At 68.1% G+C, this 14,779-nt stretch carries 13 protein-coding genes; 1 reads left to right on the plus strand and 12 read right to left on the minus strand.

Features of this window, described 5'->3' with window-relative positions; genetic code table 11:
- Positions 1-108 precede the first annotated feature (108 nt).
- The 7 genes from ACN28I_RS24190 to ACN28I_RS24220 all read right to left on the minus strand — a co-directional run bounded on the left by ACN28I_RS24190 (position 109) and on the right by ACN28I_RS24220 (position 6,386).
- Positions 109-240 (minus strand): hypothetical protein, encoded by a 132-nt coding sequence (locus ACN28I_RS24190; protein ID WP_420944313.1) that lies wholly within the window; start codon positions 238-240, stop codon positions 109-111.
- A 79-nt stretch (positions 241-319) separates the two neighbouring features.
- A complete protein-coding gene (locus ACN28I_RS24195; RefSeq protein WP_420944314.1) occupies positions 320-1,231 on the minus strand; it encodes a hypothetical protein in 912 nt (303 codons plus the stop codon).
- A 195-nt stretch (positions 1,232-1,426) separates the two neighbouring features.
- The gene (locus ACN28I_RS24200) at positions 1,427-2,038 is read right to left on the minus strand and encodes a pentapeptide repeat-containing protein (RefSeq protein ID WP_420944315.1); all 612 of its coding nucleotides are present in this window, start codon (positions 2,036-2,038) and stop codon (positions 1,427-1,429) included.
- Positions 2,039-2,056: 18 nt separating this feature from the next.
- The gene (locus ACN28I_RS24205) at positions 2,057-3,547 is read right to left on the minus strand and encodes a hypothetical protein (RefSeq protein WP_420944316.1); all 1,491 of its coding nucleotides are present in this window, start codon (positions 3,545-3,547) and stop codon (positions 2,057-2,059) included.
- 58 nt (positions 3,548-3,605) lie between these two features.
- Positions 3,606-4,217 (minus strand): pentapeptide repeat-containing protein, encoded by a 612-nt coding sequence (locus tag ACN28I_RS24210; RefSeq protein ID WP_420944317.1) that lies wholly within the window; start codon positions 4,215-4,217, stop codon positions 3,606-3,608.
- Between the two features lie 45 nt (positions 4,218-4,262).
- A complete protein-coding gene (locus tag ACN28I_RS24215; protein ID WP_420944318.1) occupies positions 4,263-4,877 on the minus strand; it encodes a hypothetical protein in 615 nt (204 codons plus the stop codon).
- An 18-nt stretch (positions 4,878-4,895) separates the two neighbouring features.
- A complete protein-coding gene (locus ACN28I_RS24220) occupies positions 4,896-6,386 on the minus strand; it encodes a hypothetical protein (RefSeq protein WP_420944319.1) in 1,491 nt (496 codons plus the stop codon).
- A gap of 147 nt (positions 6,387-6,533) precedes the next feature.
- Here ACN28I_RS24220 and ACN28I_RS24225 point away from each other — a divergent pair, with 147 nt between their 5' ends.
- Positions 6,534-10,784, plus strand: a complete 4,251-nt coding sequence (locus ACN28I_RS24225; protein WP_420944320.1) for a DEAD/DEAH box helicase family protein — start codon at positions 6,534-6,536, stop codon at positions 10,782-10,784.
- Positions 10,785-11,077: 293 nt separating this feature from the next.
- Here the strand turns inward: ACN28I_RS24225 and ACN28I_RS24230 are convergent, their stop codons facing one another.
- The 5 genes from ACN28I_RS24230 to ACN28I_RS24250 all read right to left on the minus strand — a co-directional run bounded on the left by ACN28I_RS24230 (position 11,078) and on the right by ACN28I_RS24250 (position 14,572).
- Positions 11,078-11,434 (minus strand): hypothetical protein, encoded by a 357-nt coding sequence (locus tag ACN28I_RS24230; RefSeq protein WP_420944321.1) that lies wholly within the window; start codon positions 11,432-11,434, stop codon positions 11,078-11,080.
- A gap of 139 nt (positions 11,435-11,573) precedes the next feature.
- Positions 11,574-11,999: a hypothetical protein gene (locus ACN28I_RS24235; protein WP_420944322.1), complete on the minus strand. Its 426-nt coding sequence runs from the start codon at positions 11,997-11,999 to the stop codon at positions 11,574-11,576.
- 264 nt (positions 12,000-12,263) lie between these two features.
- The gene (gene tnpC, locus ACN28I_RS24240) at positions 12,264-13,754 is read right to left on the minus strand and encodes an IS66 family transposase (RefSeq protein ID WP_420944323.1); all 1,491 of its coding nucleotides are present in this window, start codon (positions 13,752-13,754) and stop codon (positions 12,264-12,266) included.
- 42 nt (positions 13,755-13,796) lie between these two features.
- Positions 13,797-14,177: an IS66 family insertion sequence element accessory protein TnpB gene (tnpB, locus tag ACN28I_RS24245; RefSeq protein WP_420944324.1), complete on the minus strand. Its 381-nt coding sequence runs from the start codon at positions 14,175-14,177 to the stop codon at positions 13,797-13,799.
- On the minus strand, positions 14,171-14,572 hold the full coding sequence (locus ACN28I_RS24250; RefSeq protein WP_420944325.1) for a transposase: 402 nt from the start codon (positions 14,570-14,572) through the stop codon (positions 14,171-14,173). The genes tnpB and ACN28I_RS24250 overlap by 7 nt, the downstream gene beginning before the upstream one ends.
- Positions 14,573-14,779: the final 207 nt, after the last annotated feature.

Genomic DNA, 14,779 nt, shown 5'->3' on the forward strand with positions numbered 1-14,779 from the left:
GAGGCAATGTACCGGATGCAGGCCGTCCCACCACGTTCGTTGTCACGGGGCTACCCGGCTGGCGCACGGACGGGGGGTTGACCGCCTACACTGGGCGTGCACCGGGGCCTACACGAGCCCCGCCTCGTCCAGGCGATGGAGGAGCTTGCGGCGTCGCGCGTTCTCCTCGCGGAGGCTGGAGAGCTTGCGCTGGAAGTCGGCCACCGTCCCCCGGTGCCGGGCGAGGTCCCTCAAGTCCACGAGGAGCTGGAGCGCCCGCTCGTGCCCGGTGCGCTTCTGGGTGGCCAGGAGGGAGGCCGCCTCGCGCCACAGCTCGGGCTCACGCGCCGCGAGCGCCTCGAGCGCCCGGACGCGCTCCCGGGCCTTCCGGCGGGCCAGGCGCGACTCCTGCTCGGCCTCGTGCGCCTCGGCCGAGGCCTGGAGCTTCTCCCCGCGTGCGCCGCGTCCCGGCGGCCTGGGCGTCCTGCTCGCGGGGATGGGCCTGCCGGAAACGATGGAGCAGCTCCGCGCCGAGCAGGGGCTGCGGGCCCTCGATGATGCGCAGGAGGAGCGCGTCCTTCTCGGCGGCGGGAAGGGTGGAGAGCCACTGCGCCAGCGCCTGCTTCGGCAGGGCCGAGGAGGCCGGAGCGGGGTTGGCCTTGGCGGCCGCGGTGAGCAGCGAGCGTGGCACGAAGAAGAAGTCGGCGAGGGCCCGGAGCGGCTTGGAGGACTCGCGCAGGCCGGGCGGTACGGGGGGCTCCGGTTGCCCGTCCGAGCCCTCTTCCTCGTCCCCGGGCCCACCCGCGAGCCAGCCGATGTAGAGGGCGCGCAGATCGCCCGAGAGCAGCAGCTCGCGCACCGGGAGCAGCGAGTCGAGCCAGCCCTCCCCTTGCGTCCAATCGCCTTCGTCCTCCGCGGCGACATGGAACTTGAGGATGACGTGCTCGCTCGTGGTGCGCACCGAGAGGACCTCCTCGCGCAAATAGGGCCGGGCGAGAGCGGGGTCGAACAGCCCGCGGGGCAGACGGAGCTGGAACTCGCGGGAGCCCCAGCTCGACAGGTAGACGAAGGCGTCGAAGTACCGCTCCATCAAGCGGTCCGGGTCACCGCCGAAGTCCCCGTAGTTGTAGACATTGACGAAGCGGGTGGAGGTGATGTCCGCGCGGGTGGAGAGCTTGCGCAGGGCGCCCTGCTCAGCGGAGGTGAGCGGCCGGTCCACGGCCCGGAACTCGTAGTATTGGTAGGTGCTCATGGCGGCCAGAGCATGGGCCTCCCTGTGTGACTTGGGAAGTCACCTTCCCAGGAAGACGTCCGCGGTCGTACAGACCGGGCGGGTTGTGTCAGTAGATGACTCCGTCCAGCTTCTCGAGGAAAGCCAGGAGCGCTTGTAGATGATGTTCATGCGCGCCCTCCTCTTCGTCAGGGTTGGCGATTCGATCCCTGTAGGTCAGTACACGATGAAGTCGAACTTCTCGACGACGGCGCGGAGCTCCGCCTCGGTGGTGTCGTACTGCTTCGCCACCGTGGGGGCGTGGTACGTCAAGGCCACCGTGGACGGGGGGTGTTTGTAGAAGTTCTTGATGATGATGCGGCCGAACTGGTCCGGCCATTGGACGCTGTTGAGCTCACGCAGCCTGCCAATGGGGTCCAGGATGGTGAAGCAGGGCCACGGGGGCAGGCGCAGAGAGCGCATGTCACAGCCGTGGAAGCGGCAGTTGCTCAGCCGGGCCTCGGTGAAGTCGCAGTCTTCGACGGCACCGTTCTCCCACCCGGCCGTGTAATCGGTCCAAGGACCAAAGTCGCAGTTCGCCATACGCCCCGTGAACCGGCAGCCCTTCAGGGAGGCACATGCCCAGGCGCAGTTCTTCAACTCCTGCTTCACCTCGATGGCGCAGTCGATGAAGCGCGTGGGCAGGATGTGCAGCCAGCGCCCAGGCACACGAAGCACCATGGTGCAACGCCGCAAGGTCAGGTTCGGGCCGAGGAAATAGATGCCCTGCCTGTCAGCCAGGTCCAGCCGCTGCCCCTCCATTTCTTCGTCCTTGTAGATGATGTTCACGCGCGCAATCGTCTCCTGTCAGAAGTAGATCATCCGGAAGAAGACCTCGGACATCCGGCGCCCATGCCGCCCGAAGTTGTCCGCCGTCCCGGCGAGCACCTCATAGTGGAACTCCAGCCCCGCGGGATGAGGGATGTCGACCCCCTGGCGATTCCATTCCAGGTGCTGGAACTCCTTTCTCAATTCCGCCTCTACCCAGCGCCCCCGGGCTTGCCCCTCCAACCGGGCTGCTTGGAAGTATTGGCCCTGTTCGAGGGCCCGGTCGATGGCGGCCTGCTCTTCGAGGGTGAGCCGGTGCTTTCCCCAGCGCTTCGCCGTCCGGATGGCGGCGGCCTGCAGCGCGTCCCCCAGCGGGTCCGAGGCCGGAATGTCCTGGAGTGACCTGCCGCGCGGCACGTGCCAGCGCTGCCCGTTGCTGAGCACCACCTGGAGGTTGCCCAGGCGGTGGCGCAGCACGCTGAGCACGGACACGCCTCCGGGCACGGGGGCCCCCGGCGCCACGCCGCCCCCGCCCCGCTTGCCGCGCATCATCAGCCACAGGCCCCCCTCCGAGCCGACCGCCACCGCCTCCACCTCCGCCACCGCCCCCAGCCTCACCCCCTGCGCCTCGGCCTGCACCAGCGCCCGCGCATACCCCGGCAGCGAGCGCAGCGTGCGGGCCACCTGCGCCGCCTTGCCCCCCACCACCGCCGTCACCGCCATCACCAGCGCCCGCGCCGCGTGCTCCCCCACCCTCCTGGCATACTCCCGTCCCGCCTCGCGCAACTCCTCCAGCGTGCGCGCCTCGTGCGCCCGGTGCGCCAGCCTCGCCCACCCGTCCACCAACCCCCACAGCGCGTCCACCCCCAGCCAGCCCACCAGCGCCAGCGTCAGTGCCCCGGCCACTGCCTTGCTGGCCGGCTCGGGCACCAGCCACATGGCCAGGTACATGCCCCCTGTCCAGGCCAGCGTCGCCAGCACCGCCCGGGGGTCCAGCGCCTCGCGCACCAGCGCCTGGCGCGTCTCCTCCAGCACGTCCCCAAACGCCAGGGCGAAGGCCAGCGTGCGCCGGTCGTCCGCCCGCAGGTAGCGGCCGTCCGCGTACAGCCCCAGGCAGTCGCCTCCTCCCCATCCCCGACATACCCCCTCGTACCCCTCCCTCAGCGCCGCCTCCTCCAGTGGTGTCAGCGGCCCTTCGTCCGTGAGCGGCACCAGCGTGAGCACCCGCCCCCGGTACACCTCCGCCACCCACTCCTCCTCCAGCCCCTCCTCCAGCAGCGCCCGCGCCGCCTCCCGCGGCGCCACGTCCCAGCGCGCCTCGCGGGCCAGCCGCCTCATCGCCCGCTGGAATTCCTCCCGGCCCACCTCCACCGGCCGCGTCGCCACTGCTCCCGGCTCCACCTCCACCACCTCGTACCACCGGGTGTCCGCCGTCTCCCGCGGCGACGTCCCCCGGGGCACGTGGCGCACCGTGCTCGCGCACGCCGTCAGCAGTATCATCAGCAGGGCGCCTGCCTGGCGCATCGCCATGGTTCTCCTCCTGGGGGGCGAGTCGCCCTCTCAGCGACGAATACGACGCCAGGCGGCGTCAGTAGACGATGAAGTCGAACTTCTCGACGACGGCGCGGAGCTCCGCCTCGGTGGTGTCGTACTGCTTCGCCACCGTGGGGGCGTGGTACGTCAAGGCCACCGTGGACGGGGGGTGTTTGTAGAAGTTCTTGATGATGATGCGGCCGAACTGGTCCGGCCATTGGACGCTGTTGAGCTCACGCAGCCTGCCAATGGGGTCCAGGATGGTGAAGCAGGGCCACGGGGGCAGGCGCAGAGAGCGCATGTCACAGCCGTGGAAGCGGCAGTTGCTCAGCCGGGCCTCGGTGAAGTCGCAGTCCTCGACGGCACCGTTCTCCCAACCCTCTTTGTAGTCGCGCCAGGGGCCGAAGTCGCAGCTCGCCATGCGCCCCGTGAATCGGCAGCTTTTCAGGGCGGCTCTCACCCAGGCGAAGTTCTTCAGTTCCTGCTTCACCTCGACGGTGCAGTCGATGAGGCGCGTGGGGAGGATGTGCAACCAGCGCGCACTCACGCGAGTGACCACGGTGCAGCGCCGCAGGGTCAGGTTCGGACCGAGGTAGTAGTTACCTTCCTTGTCGGTCAGTTCCAGCCGCTCGCCCTCTATTTCCCGGTCCTCGTAGATGATGTTCATGCGCGCCCTCCTCTTCGTCAGGGTTGGCGATTCGATCCCTGTGTGTCAGTACACGATGAAATCGAACTTCTCGATGACGGACCTGAGCTCTTCCGCGGTGGTCCCCAACCGCTTTGCAACGGACGGGGCGTGGTAGGTCAATGCCACGGTAGAAGGCGGGTCCTGATGCAGGTTTTCCACCACGACTCCCCCGAAGCGCCCTGGCCACTCGACGCTGTTCAACTCACGGCTCCTGCCAATCGGATTCAGGAAGGTGAAGCAAGGCCACGGCGGAAAGCGGAGGGTACGTGGATCGCAGCCGTGAAACCGGCACGCATCCAGGCAGGCCTCGGAGAAGTCGCAGTCCACGAGGGCACCGTACTCCCACCCGTCCGCGAAGTCGGGCCAGTGGCCGAAGTCACACCCGAACAGGCGCCCCGAAAACCGGCAGCCTTTCAGGGATGTCTTGACCCAGTCCTGGTGGTTCTTCAGTTCCTGCTTCACCTCGATGGCACAATCGATGAACTGCGTTTGCCGGATATGCAACCAGCGCGCACTCACGCGAGTGACCACGGTGCAGCGCCGCAGGGTCAGGTTCGGACCGAGGTAGTAATTGCCTTTCTTGCCATCCAACTCCAGCCGCTCGCCCTCTATTTGCCGGTCCTCATAGATGATATTCATGCGCGCAGTCGTCCCCTGTCAGAAGTAGATCATCCGGAAGAAGACCTCGGACATCCGGCGTCCGTGCCGCCCGAAGTTATCCGCCGTCCCGGCGAGCACCTCATAGTGGAACTCCAGCCCCGCGGGGTTGGTGATATCGACCCCTTGACGATTCCATTCCAATCGAGGGAACTCCGACTCCAGCTCTTTCTGTACCCAGCGTCCCCGAGCCTGCCCCTCGAGCCGGGCTGCCTGGAGATGCTGGCCCTGTTTGAGGGCTTCGTTGATGGCGTCTTGCTCTGCGCGCGTGAGCCTGTGTTTTCCCCAGCGCTTCGCAAACCGGGTGGCGGCGGCCTGCAGCGCGTCCCCCAGCGGGTCCGCAGCCGGAATGTCCTGGAGTGACCTGCCGCGCGGCACGTGCCAGCGCTGCCCGTTGCTGAGCACCACCTGGAGGTTGCCCAGGCGGTGGCGCAGCACGCTGAGCACGGACACGCCTCCGGGCACGGGGGCCCCCGGCGCCACGCCGCCCCCGCCCCGCTTGCCGCGCATCATCACCCAGAAGCCGCCCTCCGAGGTGGCCGCTACCGCCTCTACCTCCGCCACCATCCCCAGGCGAGCACCCTGCACCTCGGCCTGCACCAGCGCCCGGGCATACCCCGGCAGTGAGCGCAGTTTCCTGGCCACCTCCGCGACCTTGCCGCCCATCACCGCCGCCACCGCCATCACCAATGCCCGAGCGGTGTGGTCCCCCACCGTCCTGGCGTACTCCTGCGCGGCCTCGTTCAGCTCGGTAAAGGTGCGTGCTTCGTGCGCCCGGTGCGCCAGCCGGGCCCATCCGTCCACCAGCCCCCATAGGGCGTCCACACCCACCCAGCCCATCAGCGCCAGCGTCAGCACCGCGGCCGCTGCTTTGGTGACGGGCTCGGGCACCAGCCACATGGCCAGGTACATGCCCCCCATCCAGGCGAGCGTGGCCACCACGGCCTGGGGATTGAGCGCCTCGCGCACCAGCGCCTGTCGTGTCTCCTCCAGCACGGAGCTGAAGGCCAGCGCGAAGGCCAGCGTGCGCCGGTCGTCCGCCCGCAGGTAGGGGCCGTCCGCGTACAGGCGCAGGCAGTCCCCCCCACCCCAGGTGCGGCACATGCCCTCGTACTCCTCCCTCAGCGCCGCTTCCTCCACCGGCGTCAAGAGCCCCTTGTCCGTCAGCGGCACCAGGGTGAGCACGCGGCCCCGGTACACCTCGGCCACCCACTCCTCCTCCAACCCCGCCTCCAGCAGCGCGCGGGCGGTCTCCTGAGGCGGGGCATCCCACCGCACGTCCTGGGCGAGTTGCCGGAAGGCACGCTGGAATTCCTCCCGGCCCACCGCCACCGGACGAGTGGCGCCCCTGCCCGGCTCGACGTCGTCCACCTCGTACCAGCGGGTCTCCAGTGTGTAATCCGGGGCTGGACTCAGGGGGAGGTGGCGCGTCGTGCTCGCGCAGGCCGTCAGCAGTATCAGCAGCAGGGCACCTGCCTGGCGCATGGCCATGGCCCACCTCCTGGGGGAGCGAGTCGCCCTGGAAGGGTAGAAGAAGCCACGCCAGCACAGGAAGCGACTCGGGGCATGCCGCCCGCCTCTTAACGGGACCTGCCGCGGTGGTTCTTGAGGATTGTCCTCGTGGGGTAGGGTGCGCGCGTGAGTTCGCCCTTCCTGAAGATCCCCGAGTCCGAGTGGGTGGCATCCAACTCGCTGTCCTTCGCCATCCGGGACCGGTTCCCGGTGAGCCCGGGACATACACTCGTGATTCCGCGCCGGCCGGTGGCCACCTGGTTCGAGGCCACGCCCGAGGAACAGCGGGCCCTCTTCGAGTTGGTGGACGAGGTGAAGCGCGGGCTGGACGCGAGCCCCCGGCCGCCGGACGGCTACAACCTTGGCATCAACGTGGGCGAGGTGGCGGGGCAGACGGTCTTCCACCTCCACGTGCACGTGATTCCCCGCTACCGGGGAGACATGGCGGACCCGCGGGGTGGAGTGCGCCACGTGATTCCGGGCAAGGGCAACTATCTCGCGGCGTCGGTGAAGCCCCTGGCCACGGGAGGCCTGGAGGATCCATTCCAGCGGCACCTGGATCCGCTGTTCGCGCGCGCCACGGAAGTGGCGGTGCTGGCCGCCTTCGTCCAGGACAGTGGGCTGGAGGTGCTGCACGAGTCGGTGGAGGCGGCGCTGGCGCGGGGCGCGCGGGTGCGCATTCTCACCGGGGACTACCTGGCCATCACGCAGGCAGCGGCACTGCGCCGGCTACTCGACTGGATGGACGAAAGTGCGGCACGGCGTGGGGGTGTGGAGCAACGCGAGACCCCCCGAGGCACCTTCGAAGCGCGGGTCGTGGAAACGGAGAAGCTGGGGCGCTCGTTCCATCCGAAGTCCTGGCGTTTCGAGGGACCAGGGCTGGGCGCGGCGTTCGTAGGCTCGAGCAACGTGTCGCATGCGGCCTTGCGCACGGGCGTGGAGTGGAACCTGCGCATCGAGCGCGACCGGGATCCGCACGCCTGGCAGGAGGTGGTGGCGGCATTCGAGAGCTGGTGGTCGCGGGCGCTGCGCTTCGATGCGGCCTGGATCGAGCGGTACGCGGCCCGGGCACGGCAGCTCCCGCGCCCACCGCCGTCGGATGACGCGGAGGTGGAGTACCTGGAAACGCCGCGCCAGCCCCATGAAGTGCAGCGCGAGGCGCTCGAGGCGTTGGCACGGAGCCGGCAGGACAGGCGCCAACGGGCACTGGTGGTACTGGCGACGGGACTGGGGAAGACGCTGCTGGCGGCGCTGGATGTGGAAGCCTTTGAAAAGGCGCGGAAGCAACGTGCGCGGGTGCTCTTCCTCGCACACCGGGCGGAGCTCCTGGCCCAGGCGGCGGAGACGTTCCGGCGGCAGCTCCCCGAGTCACGCTTTGGCTGGTTCGTCGCGGACCAGTCGGACCTCGAGGGGGACGTGGTCTTCGCGTCCGTGCAGAAGCTGTCACGCCCCGATAGCCTCGCGAAGCTCCGGGAGGTGCCCCGCTTCGACTACGTCGTCGTGGATGAGGTGCACCACGCGGCGGCGGCGAGCTACCGGAGCATCCTGGCGAGCCTGGAACCGGAGTTCCTGCTCGGGCTGACGGCGACTCCGGAGCGCGCGGACGAGGGCGACGTGCTGGGCCTGTTCGACGATCATCTCGCCTACCGTGCGGACGTGGGCGAGGGCATCGCTCGAGGGCTGCTGGTGCCATTCACGTACCATGGGCTCAAGGACGACATCGCGTACGAGAACATCCCGTGGCGCAACCGGCGCTTCGACCCGGAGAAGCTCGCGGCGGCGGTGCAGACGGAAGCACGCATGCAGCGGATGTGGTCGGCGTGGGAGGAGCACCGCGCGACGCGGACGCTGGTGTTCTGCTGCTCGGTGTCGCACGCGGATTACGTGAAGGGCTGGTTGAAGGAGCGGGGCGTACGGGTCGTGGCCGTGCACTCGGCGCGGGGAACGGACGACCGGGCGGAGGCACTGCGCAAGCTGGCGGCTGGCGAGCTGGACGCGGTCTGCGCGGTGGACCTCTTCAACGAGGGCGTGGACGTGCCCGCCGTGGACCGGGTGGTGATGCTGCGTCCCACGGAGTCACCCGTGGTGTTCCTGCAGCAGCTCGGGCGCGGACTGCGCAAGGCCGACGGCAAGCCCACTGTCACGGTCATCGACTTCGTCGGCAACCACCGGGTGTTCCTGGACCGGGTGCGCGCACTGCTGGCGCTGGCGGATTCGGGCGAGCGGCTGTCGCTGCGCGACTTCCTCGTGGACGGCAAGGAACCCGAGCTGCCTCCCGGCTGCTCGGTGCAGGTGGAGTTGGAGGCCAAGGACCTGCTGGCGAAATTGCTGCCGAACGGACGCAGCGAAGTGGAGCGGGTCTATCTCGAGCTGCGGGAGACCTGGGAGCGGCGGCCCACGGCGGGTGAGCTGTACCGGATGGGCTACCGGCCCGCCACACTCCGTGGGGTGGAAGGGGGATGGCTGCGATTCGTGCAAAGCCAGGGCGACCTGACGCAGGAGCAGTCCCGCGCATTGGAGATGGGTGCGAAGTGGTTCGATGAACTCGAGACCACGCCCATGACCAAGAGCTTCAAGATGGTCTCGCTGGAGGCGATCCTCGAAGCCGGAGCCTTGGATAAGGGGCTGACGCTCCCGCAGCTGGCCGAGCGCAGCCTGGCCATCCTGCGCCGCTCCCCGGAGCTGCTGCGGGACATCGAGGGAGTCAAGGCGCTGGGAGACGACTGGCGCAACCCGGAGCCGCAGTCCTTCCTCAAGTACTGGAACGACAACCCGGTCAAGGCGTGGATCGGAGGCCCCTGGTTCCGGAAGGAGGACAACCAGTTCGCTTCCCGCCTCCCCATTACCGAGGAGACGAGGGAGGCCTTCGTGGAACTCACGCGGGAGCTGGTGGACTACCGGCTCGCGCAGTACCGCGCCCGGCAGCGCATGGAGACACCTGGGGCGGCCTTCGAGGCCAAGATTCTCCGGAACACACGAGACCCCATCATCAAGCTGCCCTCACGCAAGCAGCGGACGGACCTGCCAGAGGGCGAACTGGACGTGAGGCTGCCGGATGGCAGTCCCTGGCGCTTCCGGATGGCGAAGGAATTCTGCAACGTGGCGAGGCCCGCGGGGACGGATCGCAATGCCCTGCCGGACCTGCTGCGGCGTTGGTTCGGTCCCACGGTGGGCCAGCCGAGCACCGCGTTCCACGTCCGTTTCACGCCGGGACCGGACGGATGGAGCGTGGCTCCCGTCGAAGCGGAGGTGATTTCCCTGCCCTCCCGGGGAACACTCGTGGCATTCCCGAGCCTGCGTGCCGCGGCGGGAGCGGTGAGCCACTCCCTCGCACTGGAGAGCGCGCCAGAAGCGGAGCAGGTGAGCCTCCCGGTCCAGGCCAGTGGCGAGGGGCTCTTCGCGATACGTGCGTCCGGCGACTCCATGGATGGAGGCGAGCGCCCGATTCGAGACGGTGACTGGCTCGTCATGCGCTACGCCAGAGCCGCCGGTGTCGGCACGGTCGAGGGCAAGGTGGCGCTCGTGCAGGTGCCGGACCCATCAGGCTACGGGTATCAGGTGAAGCGGGTCGTGCGAGTGGGTGACAGGTGGATTCTCCGCTCCGACAACCCGGCTCGGCCATCCTACGAGGCGACAGAGGAGGTGGTTCCCATCGCCCTGCTCGTGGAGGTGATTCCACCGGCGAGACTCGGACCCGCCATTGGCGAGCGGATGACGGATGAAGAAGCAGCCCGCACGTTCGGCCTCTCCACACCCCTCGAGACCGGGCGCATCCAGGGCCATCTCTTCCTGTGTGTGACTGAAAAGGGAGCGCTCACCGAGCCGGATCGCCTGGACTTGCGTATCGAGGCTCGCCGCCCGGCGGAAACGGCCTTCGTGCTGACCCGGAGCGCACCGGAAGAAACCTGGAGATATGCGGGTGTTGCTCGCTGGCGGGAGGACGAGGAGCTCTGGGCCCTCGTGGAGCCAGTGGACTACGTCACCTGGCGGGCGCTCGGGCACGGCCGCCAGAGTTCACGTCGGATGCCCCTTGATGCGACGGAACGAGCCACGGCCTGGGTCAACCACCTGCTGAGCACGCATCGTCCCGGGGACCTCATCGAGCAGGACGGCAAGCGCTGTCGCATCGTGGGCAGCGCCGCCCAAGGAGGGGTGCGCATCGATGGCGGTGAAGGTGGCTTCGAGGAGCGGACGGTCTCCTTGACCGATATTGCCTGGGCCATCATCGCGCGCGACGACGCGCACACCACGGGAGGCCTGCTGGACGAAGCCCGCGTCAACCGGCTGCGCTATCTGGAAGGAACTCCGAAGGGCTCGACCCGGTGGATCGATACGGGCTGGGCCCTGTATCTCCTGCGCGCCTCGGGGGGGCGATGACTCCGGGCGATGCCGTCGAGCCCAGGGGCTGAAAACACGAAAGGCCGATACGGGGTGCGTATCGGCCTCGGTGTACTGCGGAACTGTGGGAAGTGCCCAGGGGCGGAATCGAACCACCGACACGGGGATTTTCAGTCCATAAAAGGGCCGGAGGCCCTTCCAACTCTCCTCTGGAGACGGGGTTGAAGCCGTCGAAAACGGGCGATGTAGTTGCCCGTAATTTGCCCACACCTGTTGAGCACAGTGGGCACCTTCTCTTGTTCGCGCGGCACGACCTTGAAACGCGGAACTGTCTAGGGCTTTAGCAGGCCGGAGGACAGCAACGCCATGCGCGAGATAATCTGCTCCTCATTGGGGCGATTGGTCGCGCCCTCCTTCCCGAAGAAGGGCGCCGTCTTAGGGGAATTGGAGGCCATTCTCCGTATCCTCTCTCGCGTGGTCATTGAACCAGCCGGCAGGTGCTTGCTGATCGGCACGCGCGACAAGAATAGAGAGCGGAGAGACGAAGGTGCCTTGGTCGCGTAGTAGGGCTCTTGGTACGGAAACCAGGGCTTGAGATCCTGTTGTAACCACTGGATGCGCGTATCCTTGAAGCGCTTGAGCCCCAAGAAAGCGGACAGGTCTGCACGAACTATGACGATGCAGTCCAAACCGCGTCTCCACGATTCGATACTGAGGTAGTGCCCCAGTACACGGTGCTGGCGTCGGCAGTGCTCCCGGTGTGGGTCGTTGGCCATGACCACCAGCATACCAAGGGGTAATCTAAGCGGTCACCCGCCTTGAGGATGGTCAGAGCTTCAGCTTGAGAATCTCATCCCCGGGAGACTCGGAGGGCATGGACATGGCCGCCCTCGGAGAACGACGAGTCTTGGGACGCGGCTCCTCGGTAGCGGGGAGGCCCTCGCTCAAGATGCGCTCGATCTCGGACACGGGGATGCGCTGGTGCCCGTTGACGTCCACCGTCTTGATGCGGTCCGAGGCGATGAACTGCGCCAGGGTGGTGGCCCGGTCCACCCCGAGGCGACGGGCGGCCTCCTTCTTCGACAACAGCCCGGAGCTGGCCTTGCGCTGCTGACGGACCGGGAGCGGAGACACGGCGGGAACAGGCAAGACCGGGAGGGCCGAGCCCGCGCTGAGTCGCGCCAGCAGGTGCCGGTTCACCTCCACCGCGCGCTCCTCGGGATCCATCGTCTTGCGGCATTCAACGCACGGCATGTCGAGTTCCTGCTCTGTCGGAGGCCGGTACGGGTGCCAGTCCCACCACTCCGTGCATCGTCGGCACACCCATCCATCGGGACGCCCCCGCCTCATGGGAAGAGGGGGACGGAGGTAATCCGGAAGCGGTGGGGGCGGTGGCGCGCAGATGGCTCCAGTCCGAATGGGCGGTAGCCGGGCTGGCTTCTTTGTAACAGCTCGCCGCGCCCCGTCTGGACGGGGCGGGGATGAGCCTGCCGGGCATCGAGGCAGTGCGCGGAGACGTCAGTCGGAACTGGACGGGAGAGTGACAGTGCCGGGATTGGCGATGGCGGCGAGAGCGGCGCGCAGCAGGTAGCGCCCCGGGTCCTCACCGCGCAGGCGGGCCGTCTCAATAAGCGAGTAGAAGAGGGCCGCCACCTCGGTACCGCGCAGCGACTTGGAGCCGTAGTGATTCTTGCGACCCACCACCATGTCGCGCAGCTGCCGCTCCACCAGGTTGTTGTCCAGCGGCACCCAGGCATTGGAGAGGAAGACGGTCAAGCCGTTCCACAGCCCCAGCATGTACTCGAGCGCCTTGCGCAGAGCGCTGCCCGGCAGCGAGCGCTGAGCGAGCGCCCACTCGCGGATGGCAGCCACCAGCGGAGCGGACTTCTCCTGTCGCACCGTGAGCCGTTGCGCGAGCGCCGCGGCCTGTTGCTCCCCCTGCAGGACGTGCGGGTCCGGGAAGTCGGCCTCAATGGCATACAGCTGGCCCATGAGAGACAGCACCTCGGCGCACGCGGGGGCCACGCTCTCAGCCTCCACGAATTTGCGTCGCACATGGGCCCAGCAAAACACCAGGGAGCAGGATGCTGGCCCGTCCGCTCCGGGCTTCGTCGCCGTCTGGTAGGCGGCGTAGCCATCCACCATGACGACGCCCGCGTAGTCACCCAGCACCAGCTTGGCGGTGGCCCCGGAGCGGCTGGGCAGAATCCGGTGGTACACCGCGTCCGTACAGGCCACCGTCCACGCGTACCACTTCTTCCCCGGGCCCTTGTTCAGCATGTACCAGTGCGTCTCGTCCGCGTGGATGAGCGGGGAGGAGAAGACGATGGCGGGCAGCGCCTCGTAGCTGGGCTGCAGGTGCAGGGCCAGCGCGGACAGTTGGTCCCAGAGCGTCTGGCTGTCCACCACCAGGCCCTCACGCTCAAACATGCGCTCCTGGCGCGCCAGCGGCAGGTGGAAGCCATACTTCTGCAGGGCGACGTGGACGGCGAAGTCCACCGAGTAGCGACCGCCCTCAATGAGGCGCGGCGGGGCCGGCGCGGTGACGGGCGCGCATCCGCAGGGGCAGCGGTACTTCTGCCGTCGGTAGTGCTTGAGGACGAAGTGGCGCTCCACCACGCTCACCTCCTGGCTGTCCTCCGTCTGTCCCGTCCACTCCTTCAACGCCCCGCCGCACAAGCCGCACACCTTGTCGGCCTCGTCCAGGGGCAGCACCACCTCCTGCACGGGCAACTGCGGCTGGGCTCTCGGCCCGTGTCCGCGCTGCTTGCGTGTGCTCTCCGGCACCGGCGTCTGCGTGGCAGGCTTGCGCTTCTCGCTGGAGGCGCCGAAGAGGCGTTGCTGCATGAGCGCCAGCTGCTCCTTGAGCTGGTTGAGCTCCATCTGCAGCCGCTGCGGGGCATCCTCGCCTTTGAGCCGGGCATTCTCCGCGACGAGGACTTCCAGGCGCTGGTGCAGCCGCGCATTCTCCGCCTCGAGCAGCGCGGCCATCTGCTTGGCCGTCTCCAAGTCTGTTACGTGCTCGAGGCGAACCATACTTCCGCGGTAGTGCTACACGACGGGCGCCACCGCAAGCTCTTTCTCCTCGAAGGCGGGGGGCGACAGCTTCCAGCGCCCGGCCAGCTCGCAGCCCTCCAGAAACAGCGACAGCTCGGCCACCGTCAGCTCCACACTCGGCGCTCCCTGCTGTACCCAGGGCCTGGCGAAACGTCCCTTGAAGAGGCGTTTGGTGAGTAGCACCAGCCCCGTGCCGTCGAAGTACAGCACCTTGGCGCGCCGCCGGCACCTCCCGACGAAGAGGAAGACGTCGCCCTTGAGGAGCTGTCCTCCCAACTGCTGCTCCACCAGGGCGCTCAGCCCGTCGAAGCCCTTGCGCATGTCCACGGGCACCGCACTGGCGAACACGCGCACCGCCCGCGTGAGCGTCAGCACGCCAGCCTCCGCAGCAACTGCGCCGCTTCCTCCAGGCCCAGTCCCTCCACTCTCCAGCCCTGCGGCGACACTACCGCGAAGGTAGTCGCCACTGGCGAGGCCGCATGCGCCTTCGGCGGGCGCACCACCACGGGCATCAACGGCGCGGCCTTCGGCTCACTGCGCTGCGCCTTCTTGCTGCCGGGCGTCTGCCCCCGTCTCCACGCCTGCAACGTCGGCTCCGACACTCCCAGCCGCTCCACCACCGACTTGAACGTCTCCCCCTTCTCTATCGCCTGTGCCAGGTAGCGCACCGCGAACACTCTCAGTGGCTCGGGGAAGGGGCCCGAGCCCTTCGCTCGTCCTGCCCTCAGCCTCTGCGCCTCCTGCCGGAACTGCTCCAACTCCTTCTCCACGTGCACCTCCAGGTTTATTGCCTGGACGCCTCACGCCACTGCCCCTCTCGTCACGACGGGGTCCGGCGAGCAGTTACCCTCTGTCCGCTCCGTCCGACAAGCCGCCACCAGCGCGATCAACGGGGCCAAATCCCACGGTCCCAAGACCTCCCAGGGCAAGGCCACCTCCTCGCTCAACTCCGTCCGCTACGGGTTCTCCGCCTCGCA

The organism is Archangium gephyra, from assembly GCF_049060025.1.
Classification (GTDB): Bacteria; Myxococcota; Myxococcia; order Myxococcales; family Myxococcaceae; genus Archangium; species Archangium gephyra_A.